The 19779-nt window shown below is 61.1% G+C and carries 14 protein-coding genes; 7 read left to right on the top strand and 7 right to left on the bottom strand.

From position 1 onward, the window contains the following. Window positions 1–26 precede the first annotated feature (26 nt). From AX768_RS19450 to AX768_RS19425, 6 genes are all read right to left on the bottom strand, one after another. On the bottom strand, window positions 27–1463 hold the full coding sequence (locus tag AX768_RS19450) for a heavy metal sensor histidine kinase (protein ID WP_062001709.1): 1437 nt from the start codon (window positions 1461–1463) through the stop codon (window positions 27–29). Further along, window positions 1460–2143: a heavy metal response regulator transcription factor IrlR gene (gene irlR / locus AX768_RS19445; protein WP_062001708.1), complete on the bottom strand. Its 684-nt coding sequence runs from the start codon at window positions 2141–2143 to the stop codon at window positions 1460–1462. The genes AX768_RS19450 and irlR overlap by 4 nt, the downstream gene beginning before the upstream one ends. Then, window positions 2140–5379 (bottom strand): efflux RND transporter permease subunit, encoded by a 3240-nt coding sequence (locus AX768_RS19440; RefSeq protein WP_062001707.1) that lies wholly within the window; start codon window positions 5377–5379, stop codon window positions 2140–2142. The genes irlR and AX768_RS19440 overlap by 4 nt, the downstream gene beginning before the upstream one ends. Window positions 5380–5453: 74 nt before the next feature. Then, the gene (locus AX768_RS19435) at window positions 5454–6926 is read right to left on the bottom strand and encodes an efflux RND transporter periplasmic adaptor subunit (protein WP_062001706.1); all 1473 of its coding nucleotides are present in this window, start codon (window positions 6924–6926) and stop codon (window positions 5454–5456) included. 8 nt (window positions 6927–6934) lie between these two features. Then, window positions 6935–8257 carry a TolC family protein gene (locus AX768_RS19430; RefSeq protein ID WP_082778939.1) on the bottom strand — a complete coding sequence of 441 codons (1323 nt, stop codon included), beginning with the start codon at window positions 8255–8257 and terminating at the stop codon, window positions 6935–6937. A 592-nt stretch (window positions 8258–8849) separates the two neighbouring features. Beyond that, window positions 8850–9110: a hypothetical protein gene (locus tag AX768_RS19425; protein WP_062001705.1), complete on the bottom strand. Its 261-nt coding sequence runs from the start codon at window positions 9108–9110 to the stop codon at window positions 8850–8852. A gap of 179 nt (window positions 9111–9289) precedes the next feature. Here AX768_RS19425 and AX768_RS19420 point away from each other — a divergent pair, with 179 nt between their 5' ends. Next, a complete protein-coding gene (locus AX768_RS19420; protein ID WP_231941408.1) occupies window positions 9290–9637 on the top strand; it encodes a DUF4148 domain-containing protein in 348 nt (115 codons plus the stop codon). A 264-nt stretch (window positions 9638–9901) separates the two neighbouring features. Next, a complete protein-coding gene (locus AX768_RS19415; RefSeq protein ID WP_062001703.1) occupies window positions 9902–10795 on the top strand; it encodes an alpha/beta fold hydrolase in 894 nt (297 codons plus the stop codon). Window positions 10796–10833: 38 nt separating this feature from the next. Here AX768_RS19415 and AX768_RS19410 read toward each other — a convergent pair whose 3' ends face one another. Beyond that, window positions 10834–12117, bottom strand: coding sequence for an MFS transporter (locus AX768_RS19410; protein WP_062001702.1), 1284 nt, complete (start codon window positions 12115–12117; stop codon window positions 10834–10836). Between the two features lie 96 nt (window positions 12118–12213). Here AX768_RS19410 and AX768_RS19405 point away from each other — a divergent pair, with 96 nt between their 5' ends. From AX768_RS19405 to AX768_RS19385, 5 genes are all read left to right on the top strand, one after another. After that, on the top strand, window positions 12214–13161 hold the full coding sequence (locus AX768_RS19405) for a LysR family transcriptional regulator (RefSeq protein WP_062001701.1): 948 nt from the start codon (window positions 12214–12216) through the stop codon (window positions 13159–13161). A 215-nt stretch (window positions 13162–13376) separates the two neighbouring features. After that, a complete protein-coding gene (locus AX768_RS19400) occupies window positions 13377–15779 on the top strand; it encodes an HAD-IC family P-type ATPase (protein ID WP_231941407.1) in 2403 nt (800 codons plus the stop codon). A 57-nt stretch (window positions 15780–15836) separates the two neighbouring features. Continuing rightward, window positions 15837–17144, top strand: a complete 1308-nt coding sequence (locus tag AX768_RS19395) for an NRAMP family divalent metal transporter (protein ID WP_062001700.1) — start codon at window positions 15837–15839, stop codon at window positions 17142–17144. 131 nt (window positions 17145–17275) lie between these two features. Continuing rightward, complete coding sequence (locus AX768_RS19390; RefSeq protein ID WP_062001699.1) at window positions 17276–18445, top strand: zinc-dependent alcohol dehydrogenase; 1170 nt, start codon at window positions 17276–17278, stop codon at window positions 18443–18445. A gap of 131 nt (window positions 18446–18576) precedes the next feature. Next, window positions 18577–19719 (top strand): ACT domain-containing protein, encoded by a 1143-nt coding sequence (locus AX768_RS19385; RefSeq protein ID WP_062001698.1) that lies wholly within the window; start codon window positions 18577–18579, stop codon window positions 19717–19719. Window positions 19720–19779: the final 60 nt, after the last annotated feature.

Raw genomic sequence — 19779 nt, 5'->3', positions numbered from 1 at the left:
GCTGACAACCGCATGGCGCATGCTGATCAGAGCTGGCCGCGCGCTGTCAACGATGTCTCGCCCGATCGGACAGCACCGTTGTCCGGGAAGATGAGCGTGAACGTTGTCCGGACATTCGGAATACTCGTGACAGTGCATTCGCCTCCGTGCTCCTGCATGATTGAACGCACAATGGCAAGCCCAAGTCCGGTCCCCGTCGCGGAGCCATGCCGGGATGGATCGACCCGATAAAAACGATCGAAGATACGATCCATGTGCTCGGCGCCAATGCCCCGGCCAAAGTCGGTGACACTGACTTCGCTGGACGTTCCGCGAGCCTCGCAGCGTATCTCTACCGTCGTGCCATGGGGCGCATGAGCCACTGCGTTGGAGACCAGATTGCTGATGGCCCGCTGAACGAGCAGTGGATCACCAGGAAACTGCACTTCCCCGGTCACATCGATGTTGACGCCGGCATCCTCGGCCGAAATCTCATAGAAGCCGGCGATGCGATCCGCTTCCCTGCGGCCATCGATCCGGACGAAGACAAGCTTTTTCTGCGAGTTGTCGCAACGGGCGAGGAACAGCATGTCATCGATCATGCGCGACAGCCGCTGGCACTCGTCAACGCTCGATTCAATGACCATGCGATATTCGTCGCCGCTACGAGGCTGCGTCAAGGCAACTTGCGCTTCCGCCAGCAAATTGGTCAGAGGCGTTCGCATGTCATGTGCAAGATCGGAAGAAAAGCGGTTGAGGCGGCCAAAGGAATCATCGAGTCTTGCCAGCATGCGGTTGAACGCCTGACTCAGTTCCTTTAGCTCTCCTGCCATGCCTGCCTCGGCCAAAGGCTGCGCCAGCCGGCTGCTCGAAACCGCTTCGGCTTTTGCCGTCAGCCGGGCAAGCGGGCGAAGGCCGATTAAAGCAATCATGTAGGCGACCGCGGCCGTAACCAGGGTGCCGACCACCACCACGAACAGCACACTGAGCGCGTACGCTTTTAATAACGCGCGCTCACTTCTTCCGTCGTACTGGACCGCTACGCGCACGACCGGCCCTTGCACGCCGTCCAGAGGCACGAGCGCGACAAGATACCTGAGGGTAGTCCCCGGGATGGAAATTGCCTTGGGTGCAGCGGCGGGTTTCGCAGCGAGAACAGCGCTGTTCGCGAGAAATCCACTGGTACCGGTGAGTCTTCGCCCTTGCATGTCGTAGAGCGCCAGATCCACATTTTGATGGCCGTGAAGTGGCGCGGCCAGTGGAGCACCTTCTGACGCAACCTCCTCGATGGTCCTGATTTCACTCAGGTGCGAGCGCGCTGCCGTCAATGTCGTCGTCATTTCCTGTTCGGACATCGAGGCGATGTTGGTCTTCAGTGCCTGGTAAAGCAACAGCCCGCTGACAGCCAGAAGCATCGACGTCGAGACTGCAAAAAGTATTGTCAGGCGAGCACGCAGTGTTCGAGGCAGCAGACTTGTCATCATTCGGACGGCCGCGCTCGCTCTTCAAGGACATAGCCCATGCCACGAACCGTGTGAATCAGCTTTGGCTCGACGTCGTCGTCGACTTTGGCTCTCACCCGGCGGATCACGGCGTCCACCACGTTTGTGTCGCTATTGAAATTCATGTCCCAGACTTGCGACGCAATGGTGGAGCGCGGCAGGATCTCGCCCTGGCGCCGCATCAACAGCCAAAGCAACGCAAACTCTTTCGCCGTCAACAGAATCGTCTTGCCGTGCCGCGTCGCTTTTCGGCGGGTCACGTCAAGTTCCAGGTCCGCCACTTTCAATGTGGACGAGTCGCGACTTTGCCCACGGCGCAAAATGGATCGCACTCGCGCCACCAGTTCGACAAAGTCGAACGGCTTCGCAAGATAGTCGTCCGCTCCCAGCTCCAGCCCTTTCACTCGATCGCCCACATCATCACGCGCCGTCAGAAACAATACCGGCGTGAGACGCGTCTTGCGCAGTTCTTGGAGAATGGACCACCCGTCCTGCCCCGGAAGCATTACGTCCAGGATGATCAGGTCGTAGTCTTCCGTTTGGGCCTGATGCAGACCGCTCACGCCGTCGGCGACCCAGTCCGCTACGAACCCTGTTTCATTCAGGCCCTTGCGAAGGTAGATTCCCGTCTTGGCCTCGTCCTCTACGATCAGGATTCTCATATGCTTTCCCCAGCCGACTGACCAAACCGGCGACGCAACCGCGCTGGAACCAGCGGACGAAGCAGGTTGATTGCCGCCCCCCGGAAAGACGTGGAGTGACACGCCCGATACAACACAGGCAGCACCAGCAAAGTCAATGCGGTAGACGAGATAATGCCGCCGATCACAACAGTCGCAAGCGGCCGCTGAACTTCGGACCCGGTCCCTGTGGCGAAAGCCATGGGCAGGAAACCAAGCGAAGCGACCAGTGCGGTCATCAGAACCGGTCGAAGCCGGGTGAACGCACCCTCTGTCACCGCGGTGTCGAGGTCTCGTCCTTCTTCGCGCAAACTACGAATAAATGCAATCATCACCAATCCGTTCAGAACGGCCACACCGGACAGTGCAATAAACCCGACCGCTGCGGAAATGGATAACGGAATACCGCGCATCCATAACGACAGCACGCCACCGCTCAATGCAAACGGAATCCCGGTGAATACCAGCAGGCCGTCTTTGACGTTATCAAACATCATGAAGAGCAGCAAGAAAACAAGCAACAGCGCAACCGGGACCACGAGCTTCAACCGTGCGGTCGCCGTTTGCAGCTGCTCGAACTGGCCGCCCCAGGACACCCAGTAGCCTGAGGGAATTTGAACGCCCTGCTGCAACTTCTCTTGCGCCTCAGCCACGAATGATCCCACATCCCGTCCGCGGACATTTGCGCTGATGACGATCCGGCGCTTGCCGTCCTCGCGGCTGATCTGGTTCGGTCCGGGCGAGACGTCGATGTCAGCCAGCTCTGCAAGCGGTACATACGGGGCTTGTACAGGTACTGCGCTCGCGCCTGCACCCGAACCGACCGCGGTGGTTGGCAAGGCGATCGGCAATCGCTTGATCGCTTCAATATCCGTACGCAGGTCATCAGGAAGCCTGACGACAATGTCAAAACGCCGGTCACCTTGAAAGAATGTTCCGGCCGTCTGTCCGCCGACTGCGGCTGCGACCGTGTCCTGAACATCGGCAATGTTCACGCCGTAGCGCGCGAGCTTTTCGCGATCCAGCGTGACGGTCAGCACAGGGAGGCCCGTGGTCTGCTCGACCTTCACCTCGGACGCACCGGGCACTGTCTGCAATATCGCCGAAGTCTTCGAGGCGGTGGCGTTCAACACGGCCATGTCATCGCCGAATATCTTTACCGCGACGTCGCTTCGCACGCCCGAGATCAGCTCGTTGAACCTGAGCTGGATCGGCTGCGAGAACTCGAAGTTATTGCCAGGGAGCGTCTCGACCACCTCTTGCATTTCCGCGAGCAGCGCCTCACGCGATTTTTTCGGATCTGGCCATTGATCCGCCGGCTTCAACATGATGTACCCGTCGGAGACGTTCGGCGGCATCGGGTCGGCGGCAATCTCCGCGGTCCCGGTTCTTGCAAACACGCGCTCGATCTCCGGGAAGCGTTCCTTGAGCGTCTTCTCGACCGCTTTCTGCATCGTGACGGATTGAGTCAAGCTGGTACTCGGGATGCGCACCGCTGCAAGAGCCATGTCGCCTTCGTTCAGACTGGGAATGAATTCGCTTCCAAGCCGCATCGTGAGCAACAAGGTCAACATGACGATGACGACCGCTCCCCCCAACACCCGCTTGGGACGCGCGAGGAATGCGTGCAGCGCCGGCTCGTATGCACGTTTGGCCCAGCCCATCACGCGGCTTTCCTTCTCGGCGACGCGGCGGCCGATGAACAGCGCCACCGCAGCCGGAATAAACGTCACCGACAACACCATGGCGGCCGCCAAAGCGATGACGACCGTGATCGCCATCGGGTGGAACATCTTCCCCTCCACACCTGTGAGGGCAAGGATTGGCAGATAGACCACCATGATGATCAACTGGCCGAAGATCAGGGGCCGGCGCGCCTCCTGAGAGGCAGCGAACACCTCTGCGAATCGTTCTTCAGGCGAGAGTGGCCGGCCCGCTTTGGTTTGCGCGTGCGATAACCGTCGAATGCAATTCTCGACGATCACGACCGCACCGTCGACGATGATGCCGAAATCGAGTGCACCCAGACTCATCAGGTTTGCACTGATCTTGCCGTTCACCATGCCTGTGAACGTGATCAGCATCGAAAGCGGAATCACGGCTGCCGTGATGATCGCCGCCCGAATGTTGCCGAGGAACAGGAACAGGACCGCGATCACCAGCAATGCGCCTTCAAACAGGTTCTTTTTGACTGTAGAGACCGCTTTCTCGACCAGGACGGTACGATCGTAGACAGTGATGGCACGAACTCCGGCAGGCAGCGAGCGATTGACGTCCTCCATCTTCTTCGCGACTGCTTTTGCAACCTTGCGGCTGTTTTCCCCCATCAGCATGAACACCGTGCCGAGGACCACTTCCTCGCCATTGGCCGTTGCGGCCCCGGTTCTCAGCTCGCGGCCAATTTCGACCTGGCCCACGTCCTTGATACGAACCGGCACCCCGCCCACGTTGGTCAGTATGACGTTGGCGATGTCGTCGATCGACTTGGTCTGTCCCGGCACACGGACAAGGTATTGTTCCCCTCGCTTTTCGATGTAGCCGGCGCCCACATTCGCATTGTTGCGCTCCAGCGCGCGAACCACGTCGCCAAGTGAGAGGCCGTATGACATCAGCTTGGTCGGGTTAGGGGCGACTCTGAATTCCTTGACGAAGCCGCCAATCGAGTTGACCTCGGTGACGCCGGTCACATTGCGAAGCTGCGGCTTGATCACCCAGTCCTGCAATTCCCGCAGGTCCGTTGGTGTGTACGCGGTTCCATCGGGCTTGCGCGCGTTTGCATCTGCTTCGACAGTCCAGAGATAGATTTCGCCGAGGCCGGTCGATGTGGGACCCATAGCAGGTGTTGCGCCGGGCGGGAGCTTGTCTTTTGCCTCCTGCATCCGCTCATTCACCAGTTGCCGCGCGAAATAGATATCGGTGCCTTCCTTGAAGATGACGGTGACTTGCGAAAGTCCATAGCGGGAAATCGAGCGCGTCTGCTGGAGATTGGGAAGTCCGGCCATGGCCGTCTCGACCGGAAACGTAATCCGCTGTTCGGATTCGAGCGGTGAATAACCGGGTGCGGCCGTATTGATCTGGACCTGGACGTTGGTAATGTCCGGGACCGCATCGATCGGCAGCTTTTGATAACTGTAGACGCCGAGCGCCGCGGCGCCAAAAACCGCGATCATCACCAGCCAGCGGTGCACGATGGCAAAACGAATCAAACGCTCAAACATGGTACGTGTCCTTCCCGAAGGCCGTGAGCCGTCAAGGTGTTGTCGGGGTCGATGACCGTGAGGCGGGAATTGGCTCAATGCCCTTCTGCACTGCCTTTTTCAAGTTCGGCTTTTAAAACGAAGCTGTTCGCAGCGGCATACTGCTGACCCACCTTCAGCCCCTTGGTGATTTCGACAAAACGGTCGTCACGGCGGCCCAGTTCGACGCCTTGCGCCACGAATCCTTTCGAGGTCTGAACGAAGACCGCAGGCTTGCCGTCGATGTCCTGCAACGCGTCGGTGGCGACTGCAACAGGCGCGTCCTTTGAACCTGCAGTTACCGAGACATTCACGAACATGCCGGGGCGCCATGATCCGTCTGGATTGGCGAGCACGACCCGCGCGGGTGCGGTTCGGGTCTGCTCACCAAGCAGCGACCCGACATACGCGATTTTCCCCGAGGCTTTCGACTCGAACGCCGCCGCACTGATGGTGGTTTCCCGGCCAACCTGGACATCGTTCAGCCGTTGTGCGGGCACAGCCATCTCGGCCCATACCGTGTTGAGGTCGGACAGGACCAATACATTCGCGTCAGCCGCAACCGCTTCGCCAACAGTGACGTGCTTTTCAACGATCGTGCCCGTAAATGGCGCCCGCAATTCATAGCGACTCAGCGCGCCAGTGGCAGCAGAAGCATTGAGCGCCAGTAACTTCTGGCGAGCACTCGCAGTCGCGATCTCCGCTTCGCGCAACTGTGTCTCGGCCAGCAGATAGTCCTGCTCAGCCGATATTTTTTCCAGCCACAACGTTTTTTCCCGCGCATACGTGGCCTGTGCGGCCCATAGCCTGCGCTCGGCTGTCAGCAATTCGCTGCGGCGATCTGCAAGGTCAGTGCTCGCGATGAGCGCCAGCACCTGGCCTTTCTCGACACGCTGACCCAATGACACGGAGACCTTCTCAACGATTCCGGCGACGCGAGGCACGATATGCGCGGTGGCATCTTCGTTGAATCTGATTTCGCCCGGGAGAACAAACGAACTGGCGACCGACGCCGGCCCCGAGTTTTTCATCGCGATGCCGGACGCCTTCAACTGGTCCGGCGACACTCGAATTGCACCGTCTGCGCGAGACACCTCATAGCTCGCATTCGCGCCGGCGACACGGACATTCAACGAGACGTCGAATACATGAGGCTTCGCAATCGGTCCGGGCAAAACAAATTTTTGTCCGGATACAACCAAATCGACCAGTTGCTGGCTGCCGTCATAGCGCTTTATAACGCCCGATATGGAAACACCGGCGGGACCGATGGGCTTGCCTTGGGAAAGGGGATATACCTCAAGCTGCACGGCGTCACCCTGCTCCACAAACACGACCTCTATGGACTGCGTCCCGCTTGTCAGCACTGTGCCTCCCCGGGGACCCGCGGACGGGTCGGTCGCAGGTGCGGCATTCGCTGCGCTTGTGCCGTTGATGTCCGCGCCGAAGTAGTTCGCTGACAACAACAGGAATGCAACTACGACGGCAGATCCGCCGGCAGCCAGAACCAGACTTTTTTTGCTTGCCATGACGTGCCTTAGGGTTGTGCAGAGGGGGATAATGACGATGCCAGTTCGATATTTCCAACGAGGCGCTCGAGGTCGGCGTAAGCCTGTCGCGCCGCGATCAAGGCCTTGAGGTACTGCGATCGTGTCTGGAAGAGCGTGCGTTGTGCATCGAGGACATCTATGAAACCGAACTTGCCCAGGTCGAATCCGCGTGACGTGGCGTCCAGCGCCTGCCGAGCGGCTGGGAGCACTTCGCTCTTCAAGCGCCGCGCCTCTGAGCTCGCCGCGTCATAGCTCGCGTAGGCTTGAGCGATGTCCATGCGCATTTGCGCGAGCGCCCCGTCACGATCCGAGCTGGCTTTTTCCGCACGATGCCTGGCCTCGAGCACCGCGCCTCTATTGGTATCGAAGATGGGCAACGGGATCGAGATACCGACCACAGCCTGATTGCTTGATATCCCGCCTGCGACGATGCGTTTCATGCCGGCGCTCACGGTGATGTCCGGCGTGCGCCTCGCGCGCTCGAGGGACAGGATCGCGTTGGAACGGCCTATCTCTGCGAATGCTCGACGGGCCGCCGGCGAATCTTCGATCCTCTGTTGCAGCGCCGACAAGCCGATAGGCACCTGCAGCGCTTCGGCGTCCCCAGTCACGACTCGATTCGTCAAATCAGGGATTCCCATGGTCGACGCAAGCTTTACTCGCGTAGCCGAAACGAACGCGTTCGCGCTTGTCAGGGCAATCTGAGCTTCGGTTGCCGCGACCTGCGCCCGGGTTGCTTCAACCGGGGAGACTTTGCCCGCTGTCGCACGTCGCTGGACCAATTGCGCCGAGCGGGTTGCGATGTCGGCCGAGTCCCGGGCGAGTTCGACTGTCTTTTGCGCGAACAACACCCCGTAAAACGCTGTGCTCACATCGGCGTGCAATATGGCGACCCGTCCATCGAGTGATGCGAGAGCACCCTGCCGCGCGTATGAGGCAGCATCCAGGCGGTAGGACCGTTGACCCGCAAGTTCGATGCGCTGGCTCAAGAGCCCTGTCGAAGTCCGTTCGGCACTCTTGAATCCCTCTTGCAGGAATGACACTTCCGGATTCGGGCGAGCACCGGCCTGCATATATGATCCTGCCGTTGCGTCTGCTTCCGAGCGAGCGCTTAGCAGCAGCGGATTATTGTCGAGCGCGATACGCTGCGCTTCGTCCAGCGTCAACGGCACTGTCTGAACCGTGTTACCTGCGGTTTGCGTGACTGCATCAAAGCGCAGCGGCGGAGAACTTTCTGTCGCCGTGGTTTGTGCTGCGACCGTGCCGGCAAGCGTGGCCGATACGGCCACTCCTAATAGGCGTATACGCATTTTCTTTACTCGATTAACTCTTGAATATGTGGGGTCATCATACGAACCGGCTACGCTGCCAAGATGAGATGAACATGAGATTTTTGTCATGTTCGTGATTGATCCCCGGGTGGTCTCTTTAAACGATAATTTCCGCGCGAAACTCAGCGCGGGGGACACGACGGCAAGCGAACGTGCAGGTTCTGACACGGATAGTCCGGCCTCAGTTGAGGCGTGCGCTTTTTGACTGCAGGGGTCGCTGACGAGCCGCTGTTCTTGTGACCATCTGCATCGAAAGACGAGCAACCCGTCAACATGACGACCGCGGCCAAGACGATGGAGACGCTCAAGGCGCGGATCGATCGCAATGGACGCGCAGACGCTGCAGCACTGTCTTTACGGTCCGGATTCGGCTTGATTGATTTCACGATCAGCACCTTTGGTTAATAGTGCAACGAGTTGATGAACGCATGACGCGGCAAGTGCGGACGCGCGATTCCCCAAACGCCCGTGGCCGATCGATTTTCTTGGACGCGGGCGGTGGCCTCAACCTAGTAACGATCGTGCAGGGCGTGTGAAGTCTTTGGCGGGGAACGCGTTTCGGCCCCTGGTATCAAGGCCCGACCCTGTGAATCAACTTGCTGACAGAGGGATCGGCACTAGCACCATCGACCTTTTCCTGAAGTGCATCGTCAGGCATCGCTTGTGAAGGCAGCTTTTCGGTGGAGGGGTCCGTTCGGCCGGCATCGGGCGTCTGCGCGGGATAACTCGGTCTGTCGAGGATACGTGGCGGATAGTCGTGCCCACCATCCGCGAAGCTATTCGAGGAAAGGGTTACCGCAAAAACGGCGATCAGAATGAGAGCTGGCTTCATGAGAAATACCTCCAGACAATGCGGACCGAAGCGGTCTTCAATTGATCCCAGTCTGAGGCGTTGCTTCCCATGTGAACATGACGACCAGATGATTTTTTTGTCATCCGGATTTAGAAGTCCGAACTGTATTGAATGGTCTATAAGTTTTTTCTATATGACAAAATTATCATGGCGCGATCATGGTCGTGCACCGTCGGCCGTACAAACTTCTCTCCAAGCCGCCACATCGGCGGTCCTTAATCGAGAGAAACCAAATTATGAAAGCGTCGAAAAATATTCCCGCAGTTCTGGTTTTGACATGCGCGTCAGTGGTTGCGTTTGCTCAAACGCCGCCAAGCGGAAAAACTCGCCAGCAAGTGCAGCAGGAACTGGTACAAGCGCGGCACGATGGCATCATTCCGACTACGAAGAACGACTATCCGCCCAGCGCGGCCACCGTTGCGCGCAATCAGGACGTCCATGCTGTAACAAAACATCCGGGTGAGCGAGTGCCGTCGCAAGCGGACCTTCACGACACTGCGAAGTGACGTGGAACATGCAAAAGGGTCAACGCGAACGGTAGCTACGCTTCCGTTCGCGTTGGGCGTCATGACAAGGCCGTTTCGGCGTAGTCTCAGCTGGGGCCGCCCTCCGTCAACAAGCCCAAGGATCTCCATCACGAAAGTTGAACTAACACGAACCCCGAATAAATCTAGATTGCTTGCGAGCCACGCGATCGATATCCTTCCGTGGCGCATTCACTCGAAATCCGCCACGCTCCGGCCGGAACAATTCACCCTGAGGACGGCGTCATGCTCAAGAACATTGCAACCGGTTTGCTTGACATCGCTTACGAAGAACAAGGCGATCCCAACGGATGGCCGGTGATCCTGTCGCACGGCTTTCCATACGATATTCACGCCTACGACGACGTCACACCGCGCCTGACGGCCCAGGGCGCCCGGGTCCTGACGCCCTATCTGCGGGGGTACGGACCCACGCGCTTTCTTGCACCGACGACACCCCGGTCAGGTCAGCAGGCAGCGCTCGGGGCGGACCTGCTGGCGCTGCTCGACGCACTTCAGATCGAACAAGCCGTGCTCGGCGGATACGACTGGGGCGGCCGCGCGTCGTGCATCGTGGCAGCGCTCTACCCTGCAAGAGCGCGAGGCCTGGTCTCGGTGAACGGCTACAACATCCAGAACCTGGCCACCGCTTCACAGCCTGAAAGCCCGGAGAAGGAATACCGTCTCTGGTACCAGTACTATTTCCACGGCGAACGCGGCCGGGCCGGACTGACCGAGAATCGTCGTGAGTTCTGCCGGCTGTTATGGTCATTGTGGTCGCCGACCTGGCATTTCAACGACGACACGTACGCGCGTTCAGCCGCTGCATTCGACAATCCGGATTTCGTCGATGTCGTCATCCATTCGTACCGGCATCGCTATGGACTCGTCGACGGCGATCCGCAATTCGACGACATAGAGCGCCGCTTGGCGGTCATGCCATCCATCACGGTGCCGGCCATCACGCTGCAAGGCGATGCCGATGGCGTCAGTCCTCCAGGCGGCAGTCAGGCCGGCTTGAAGCGGTTCACGGGCCGTCATGAGAACCGCGTGGTTCCGAATGCCGGTCACAATCTTCCGCAGGAGGCGCCGGATGCGTTCGCCGACGCGATTCTTGAGGTCAATGCCTGGGCGGGATGATCGGCGCGTGAAGCGGAACAGGATCCGGATGTTTATCGTCACTGCTTCTGCTGAGCGGCAAAGCGCGATTTGCTCCTCTCCCCCGCGGCCCGCAAGACGAAAGCGAAGGCGGTGAACACGAACCCAACCGCACAGACGCCGGACCATCCGGACAGCGCCCAGGCAGCGCCTGACAATGCGGCGCCGAGCGCGCCGCCAACAAAGAATATCCCGACGAACAAGCCATTCAGTCGCCCGCGCGCAGTCGGGTCCATCAGGTTGATTGCCCGCCGGCCGAGCGTCTGGTCGGTGACAACACCGGCATCGAGCGCGCCCGCGCCTACGACCAGCATCGCGACAGCCAATATCGGATGGGCCTGCGCCGAAAAGCCTCCCCAGCCGGCACCGGCCACGCCGATTACCAGGAGCGCAACGAGCATCGTCAGATGGCCGGCCAGCAGCATCTTGCGGCTCCATCCCCGGTCGCCCGCACGGCCGGCGAGCGGTGTCACGATCGCTCCTGCCGCACCGGCGAGCGCAAACAACGCAATGCCATTCATGCCGAAGCCGAACGGCGGTTGAACGAGCCGCAGGCCGATCGCGGTCCAGAACGCGCTGAACGCACCCATGACCAGTGCCGCCGATGCAGCATTGCGTTGCAGCACAGGCTTGGTTGCCACCAATGTCCAAAGCGAATACAGGAGAGCGGAATACGATGACCGGTTGCCCGGCGTGCGCACGGGAAGCTTCAGATACAGCACGACGGCGACCAGCGCATCGGTAAGCGCGGCGAGACCGTAGAAAGCACGCCAGCCGACTGTCCCCGCTATCAGGCTCGCGGCCGGACGCGACAACAGGATCCCGAGCATCAAGCCGCTCATCACATTGCCGACCGCGCGTCCGCGATGAATTTCCGGCGCCATTGAAGCGGCCATCGGGACGAGCATCTGGATGGCGCTGGACGCAACGCCTGCCAGCAATACAGCGACGAGAAACAAGACGCGCGAGTCGGCGACCATCGCGATTGCGAGAAAGACGGCGCCGCACGCAAGCGTCCACACAATAAGCCGACGGTTCTCCAGCAGATCGCACAGCGGCACGAGCAGCACCAGTCCGATTGCGTAGCCAAGTTGCGGCAGCATGGCAGCGAGGCCGGCGAACTGCGGTGCAAGGTGCAGGCTCAAGCCGATCGCGCCGGTCAGCGTTTGAGCGGCAAACAGGTTCATCACCATCACGCCGACTGCGGTTGCGAAGAAAACGGTCAGCGGGACAGTGAGCGTAGGGGTGGCGTCGGCTTCCGGCGCCGTACTGACGACGGGGGTGGTTTCTGCGGTGGGACGCATCGAATGTTTTCTCTGGACTGGATCAGAGAAGCATCCTAACGATGCGAACATTATGCGACAATTGAAAAATGTTGATAATGATTATGCGAGTTAATTGTGAACACCCGGGACTTGCAGGCGTTTGTCGCAGTCGTAGAAAGCGGTTCGATGGTTCGTGCCGCGGAAAAGCTCCATCTCACGCAGCCGGGTTTGACGCGGCGCGTGCAAAACCTCGAGACCATGCTTGGCGTGGAACTGCTCGAGCGTCAGAGCAAGCCGCTCAAGCCATCGGCTGCCGGCAACGAGGTGTATGCGCTCGCGCGAACCGTGCTGCGCGCGGTGGACGAATTGTTGTCGGTTGCATCGCTCGACAGCGAACCGTCCGGCGAAATGCGGATCGGCATGCCGCCCTTTCTCGGCGAAGTGGCGCTGGAGAAGCCCGTTGACCGTCTGCGCTGCATGTTTGCGCGACTGACGCTGCGTGTCACGGCGGGCTGGTCGCCATCACTCGTGCAAGGCGTCGAACGCGGATCGCTCGATGCAGCAATCGTATTGATGCCGCCCGGCTTCGCGCCGCCGGAGGCATTGCACGCAGCGCGCCTCGCATTCGTGCCGACGGTGATTGTCGCGGCGCGTTCGCTCGGGCTTCCTGACGCGCCGGCAACGCTCGCAGAGCTGAGCCGCCACGAGTGGGTGCTCAATCAGGACGGCTGCGGAATGCGCTCGGTGTTGAGGCGCACACTGCAGGCAGCCGGCCTGCCGTTGAACGTCGCGGTCGAAGCATTCGGCTCCGAGCTGCAACTGTCCCTTGTCGCACGCGGGCTGGGTATCGGGCTTGTCACGCCGGACATACTGGAGCGAAGTTCGCACCGGGCGGCGCTGCAGATCATCGATACCACCGATTTCCGCACCGGCGTCGATGTCTGGTTCGTCCATGGTTCCGTTCCAGGCCGGCTGATGCGCGCCATCGACCTGTTGCGTTCTTCATTGGACGACGTACTTGCCGAACGCGGCATCGCGCCCGTCGACAAAGAGATGGACCCGGCCGCTCAGGTCGCTCTATAAGGGCTGCTTGTTGACCTGGGTCAACCAGGGCGTCGCGATGTGGACTACCTTCAAGGATGGTCCTTACTCGTTCATCGCCGGTCATGATCCAGCGCGTGATCGACCTCCTCCTCTCGGAATCGGAAAATCATGCCAGGCAACCATACAGAACGGCTACACGCCGTTCCATCGAAACTCGCCGCAAGCTCGAGCAGGGCCCTGGGCACGACTGACGCGTGGAGCATCTCTTGACCGTCTCGTCGCCCGGCCCGGGCGATGACACCATCGCCCTTTCGGTCCCGCAAGCGGGTGCGCCGAAACTCACGACAACCGATGCCGCCGGCCTCAGCACGGCGGAAGCCGCGCTACGGCTCAAACAAAACGGTGCGAACGCCGTTGCCGATATCACGCCTCACCCGCTATGGCGCGCAGTCAGGAAATTATGGGCGCCGGTTCCGTGGATGCTCGAAGCGGCCATCGTGCTGCAACTGGGACTGGGCGATTATGTCGGCGCGGGTATCGTCCTGTTGTTGCTGCTCTTCAACGCGGGGCTAGGGCTATTCCAGGAAGGTCAGGCGCAAGCCACCGTCGATACCCTCAAGTCACGCCTCGCGCTGATTGCGGCCGTGCGTCGCGACGGCCAGTGGACTACCGTCCCGGCGGCCGCGCTTGTGGCGGGCGATATCGTCAAGCTGTCGCTTGGCACCGTCGTCGCCGCCGATGTCCGGCTGAGCGCCGGCTCGGTCCTCCTCGACCAGTCGATGCTCACCGGCGAATCCGCCGCCACCGAATCCGGCGCGGGATCGCTGGCGTTTGCCGGCGCGCTGGTGCGTCGCGGCGAAGCCGTGGCGGAAGTGATCGCAACCAGCGAGCGCACGAAGTTCGGCCGCACGGCGGAACTGGTGCGCACGGCCAAGGTCGAAAGCTCGCAACAGAAGACGGTCTTGCGTGTCGTGCGCAATCTGGTGTTGTTCAACGGCGCGGTGACCCTGTTTCTTGGCATTTATGCGTTTTCGGTTGCCATGCCGATCGGCGAGGTCGTGCCGCTGCTGCTCGTGGCGCTTTTATCGTCGATTCCCGTGGCGTTGCCTTCCATGTTCACGCTCGCCGCCGCGGTCGGCGCACGCTCGCTCGCAAGCCGCGGCGTCTTGCCGACAAGCCTCTCAGCCGTCGATGAAGCCGCGGGCATCGACATTCTTTGTTCCGACAAGACCGGCACGCTGACGCGCAACGAACTCGCGGTAATGGCTGTTCGCGCGCTGCCGCCCTACGACGAAGCCCACGTCCTGGTACTGGCCGCAGCCGCGAGTTCGGACGGCGGCCAGGATCCCGTCGATACCGCCATCCGCCGCGCATCGGCGAGCCAGCCGGTCAAGGACACACCGGCGCTGATCACGTTCATTCCGTTCGATCCCGCCCTGAAACGCTCTGAAGCCACAGTGCGCCGTGCAGACGGCGCGCAACAACGCGTTTTGAAAGGCGCATTCTCGACCATTGCGGCACTCGCGCAGCCGAACGCAGATGCGGCGCCGATCGTGGATGAATTCGAGGCCAAGGGATTACGCGTACTGGCCGTCGCGGCCGGAACGTCCGGTGCCCTGACGATAGCCGGGTTCATCGCCCTGAGCGATCCGCCCCGCGACGACTCCGCTGCGCTGGTTACCGAACTCGACGGGCTCGGCGTGCGCACGGTCATGGTGACGGGCGACGCGCGCAAGACGGCGGAAACGGTGGCGACATCGGTTGGCATCAAGGGCGCTGTCTGGGACAAGAGCCCGATTCCCGCCGACATGAATGCGGAAAGCTACGCGGTCTTCGCAGGCGTGCTGCCGGAGGACAAGTACCAGCTCGTCAAGTCGCTGCAGCAGCGCGGACACATTGTAGGGATGTGCGGCGATGGCGCGAACGACGCGCCCGCGTTAAGGCAGGCGCAGATGGGCATTGCGGTATCGACGGCCACGGATGTAGCGAAATCGGCCGCGGGCGTCGTGCTCACGGAAGCGGGCCTTGGCGGTATCGTCGCGCTGGTCAAGGAAGGCCGGACCACGTTCCAGCGCATCCTGACCTACACGCTGCGCTCGATCATCCACAAGATCGTGCAGGTCCTGTTCCTTGCCGTCGGCCTGATTCTGACGGGTCACGCGATCCTCACGCCGGCGCTCATGGTGCTGATGATGGTGACCGGCGACTTCCTGGCCATGTCGTCTTCCACCGATAACGTGCGCCCCTCGCCACGCCCGAACATCTGGCGCATCCGCAACCTGACCATCGCGGGTATCGTGTTGGGAATCGTGGATCTGCTGTTCTGCGTTGCATGCCTCGCAACGGCGAAATTTGCACTGGGCTTCGACACCGGCATGCTGCGCACCGTGGCAGTCGTGACGCTCGTATTCAGCGGTCAGGCGGTCTTTTATGTCGCGCGGGAACGGGAACATCTATGGAGTTCGGTGCCGGGGAAATGGCTGATTCTGTCGTCCATGGTGGATCTGACGTTCATCAGCGTCCTGGCAATCAACGGCGTTCTGATGGATGCCGTGCCGTTCGTCGTCATTTTCGGCTTGCTGGGCGCCGCGGCGGTGCTCGCCGTCGTACTCGATTCAGTCAAACAAGTCTTGTTTCATCGATTGACGGTGGCGTGACTTCAGACGCGCGGGCCGAACGTTCGATACAAACGAAAAACCAGGCACTAGGCCATCATGAACAAGCCCTTGCCGGACTACGATGCAGAAGGTCCCGACCCCGTCATAGGCCCGACCAAACCGCATCTGCTGGGCGTGCTCGGCCCCGGCCTCATTACAGGCGCCTCCGACGACGACCCCAGCGGCATCGCCACGTATAGCCAGGTGGGCGCGGCCTTCGGCTATGGGCTGTCGTGGACGCTGCTCTTCAGCTATCCGTTGATGGTCGCCATCCAGATGATCAGCGCCCGCATCGGCCGCACTACCGGCCACGGCATTGCAGGCGTCCTGCGCCGGCACTATCCGGCATGGCTGCTGCAATGGATCGTCGTGCTGCTGCTGATTGCGAACATCGTCAACGTGGGCGCCGATCTGGGCGCCATGGCCGATGCACTCTCGCTTTTACTGCCGGGTCCCAAATGGCTGTATGTGCTGCTGTTCTCAGTGATCTGCGTCGCCATGCAGTTGTTGCTGCAATACACACGCTACGTGGCCGTGCTCAAGTGGTTCACGCTCTCCCTGTTTGCTTATTTCGCCGTGCTGGCCGTGGCGCATGTCGACTGGTCCCGGCTCGCAAGCAGCCTGTTTATTCCGCGTCCGCTCTGGACATCGGCATATCTGACTGCTGTTGTTGCCGTGTTCGGAACCACGATCAGCCCCTATCTGTTTTTCTGGCAGTCCGGCGAAGAAGTCGAGGACATGCGCGTGCATCCGCGGCGCGTGGATCTCTTCGATGCACCCGAGCAGGGTCCGGCGGCGCTGCATCGAATAGAAGTCGATACGATGGCCGGCATGGGGCTATCCAACATGGTCGCCCTGGCGATCCTCGCGACCACGGCGGCGACGCTGCACGCGGGCGGCATTGTCGATATTGAAACCTCCGCGCAGGCAGCCCAGGCGCTGCGGCCGATTGCCGGCCCGTTCGCTGCGCTGTTTTTCACGGTCGGGCTGATCGGGACCGGCTTCCTGGCCGTGCCGGTGCTGGCCGGATCGGCGGCTTATGCGATCGGCGAGGCGCGCGACTGGCCGGTGGGTTTCACCCGCAAGATGCAGGAAGCGAAGGCGTTTTACGCGACTATCGCGATTGCCACGCTGATCGGCATGGTCATCAACTTCACTTCCGTCAATCCAATCAAGGCGCTCTACTGGAGCGCGGTGCTCAATGGCGTGGTCGCGGTGCCCGTGATGTTCGTGATGATGAAAATCGCGTGCCGCCCGGACATCATGGGGAGATTCGCCGCTCGGGGCTGGCTGCGCGCGCTCGGCTGGATTGCGACGGCCGTCATGCTGGTGATTTCGGTCGCCATGGGGGTGACGTCGATTTGACGAATGTGTGCGCGGCTCGCTGAAGTCGCGTTGGTTCGCTTGGAATGGGTATTGCTGAATTGTCGTGGCCGACAGTGAGACGTCTGAAGGGTGCTCACGGATCCCGGCTAACGAACATTCAGGAGTTGCAAATGAGAGCCCTGCGCTGGCATGGAAAACACGACATTCGATGTGACACGGTGCCCGACCCGGTCATAGAAGAGGGGCGCGACGCGATCATCAAGGTGTCGACTTGCGCGATCTGCGGCTCCGACCTGCATCTGTTCGACGGCTTCATGCCGACGATGGAAAGCGGCGACATCATGGGCCACGAGTTCATGGGCGAAGTGGTCGAAGTAGGCAAGGACAACAAGGCGCTCAAGGTTGGCGACCGGGTCGTGGTTCCCTTCACCATCTTCTGCGGTGATTGCGACCAGTGCAAACGCGGCAATTTTTCGGTTTGCGAACGCAGCAACCGTAACAAGGACAAGGCCGACAAGGTGTTCGGCCATGCCACGGCCGGACTGTTCGGCTACTCGCACCTGACCGGCGGTTATGCGGGCGGCCAGGCTGAGTACGTCCGCGTGCCCATGGCCGACACCACCCACGTCAAGATTCCGGACGGCCTGACCGACGAACAAGTCCTGTTTCTGGGCGATATCTTTCCGACTGGCTGGCAAGCGGCGGTCAATTGCGACATCCAGCCCGACGATACGGTCGCAATCTGGGGCGCGGGCCCGGTCGGCCAGATGGCGATACGCAGCGCCGTGCTGCTGGGCGCAAAGCAGGTCGTCGTGATCGACCGGGTGCCCGAACGCCTTGCCATGGCGAAGGCTGGTGGCGCAATCACCATCAACTTCGACGAAGAAAGCGTCCTCGACCGGCTAAAGGAGCTGACCAATGGCAAGGGCCCGGAAAAGTGTATCGACGCGGTTGGCATGGAATCCCATGCAACCCGTTCTGTCGATGCCGTCTACGACCGCGTCAAGCAGGCCGTGATGCTGGAGTCGGACCGTCCGCATGTACTGCGCGAAATGATCTACGTGTGCCGTCCGGCAGGCATCCTCTCCGTGCCAGGGGTGTATGGCGGCCTGATCGACAAGATCCCGTTCGGTGCATCGATGAACAAGGGACTGACCTGGAAGATGGGCCAGACTCATGTGAAACGCTGGACGGACGATTTGCTGAACCGCATTCAGGAAGGCCAGATCGATCCGTCTTTCGTCATTACCCACACGGTTTCGCTGGAAGACGGTCCTGCGATGTACAAGACGTTCCGCGACAAGGAAGACGAGTGCATCAAGGTCGTCCTCAAACCCTGAGGGCAGGCAAGCCACCCCGTGTAGATTCGGACGGCTGTTCATATGACAATGTGGGCTCGATTCAATAAAGCGGCGCCGGCCCTGGCCGGCTGCACGCGCACAGTCAACCCTGTTGCATGGGAGACAGCTTGATGAAATGCACGATCGTAGGATCGCGGTATTTCGGCGCCTTGGTGCTGGAAGCGTTTCTGGCCGATGGAATCGAGATCGCCGGCGTGGTGGCGCCCGCCGCCGACGACCGCCTCGCCGTGGCTGCCCGGGCGGCCAACTTGCCGACCTTCATCCACGAGGATCCGAAGTTCATCGACGGCAGCGCCATTCCCGAAGACACTGGTCTGATCGTCGCCGCGCACACTCATGCGCGCGTAAGCGACGAGGCGTTGGCGCGCTCGCGCCTGGGCGGCGTGGGTTATCACCCTTCGCTGCTGCCTCGTCACCGCGGCATTGCGGCGGTCGAGTGGACCATCCTGGAAGGCGACCCGATCGCCGGTGGCTCCATCTACCATCTCTCGCACGGCTGGGATGCGGGCGCGATTGCCGCGCAGGACTGGTGCTTCGTCAAGAAGGGCGAAACCGCACGGGAACTCTGGGAACGCGCGCTCGCGCCAATGGGGCTTGAGCTTTTGCTGCGCGTCGCCCATCACGCTCGTGAACATGGCGAGCTGCCGGCGAGCGTGCAGGACGCGCAGTTCGCCACGCGTGCGCCGATCATTCGCCGACGCATCGACATCAGCGAGGAGCCGGCCGGACCGCTTGCAACGCTCGTCGTCACGGCGATCGGCGCGGATCGTCCGGGTATCGTGAATCTGCTCTCCGAGCGCGCGCGGGCTTTCGGCGCCAACTGGACCGGCAGCCGCATGGCGAGCATCGGCAGCCAGTTTGCCGGCATGGTGCAGTTCGAAGTTGCAGAGCGTCACGCCGATGCGCTGACTACCGCATTACGCGATCTCGAAAGCGCGGGACTGCGCGTCGTGATCGCACGCGGCGACCTGCCGCCGCTCGAGAGCGGCCGGCGGCGCGTGTCGCTGGAGCTGACGGCACCCGACCGTCCCGGCATCGTGCAGGATCTGTCGGCGAGTTTGTCGGCGCACGACGTCAGCATCGAGAAACTCACCACGGAACTCGCGTCCGGACCCGCGCGGGCGCATCAGTTCGCGGTCAAGGCAGTGCTTGCTGTGCCCGAAAACATGTCAGTCGACGCCCTGCGCGCCCTGCTCGAATCGCTGGCTGCCGACATGCTGGCGGACATGGCTCTCGGGGAAAGCGGCGCATAACCGCGTTAACCCAGCTTTCCCCGTTCCATTAGCGAAGATGCCTCCTGGCCGATACCCGCG

Origin of the sequence: Burkholderia sp. PAMC 28687 (assembly GCF_001577465.1) — a bacterium.
Lineage (GTDB): Bacteria > Pseudomonadota > Gammaproteobacteria > Burkholderiales > Burkholderiaceae > Caballeronia.
Note: the sequence above shows the minus strand (reverse complement) of the source record. Positions and strands in the feature narration are given on the sequence as shown.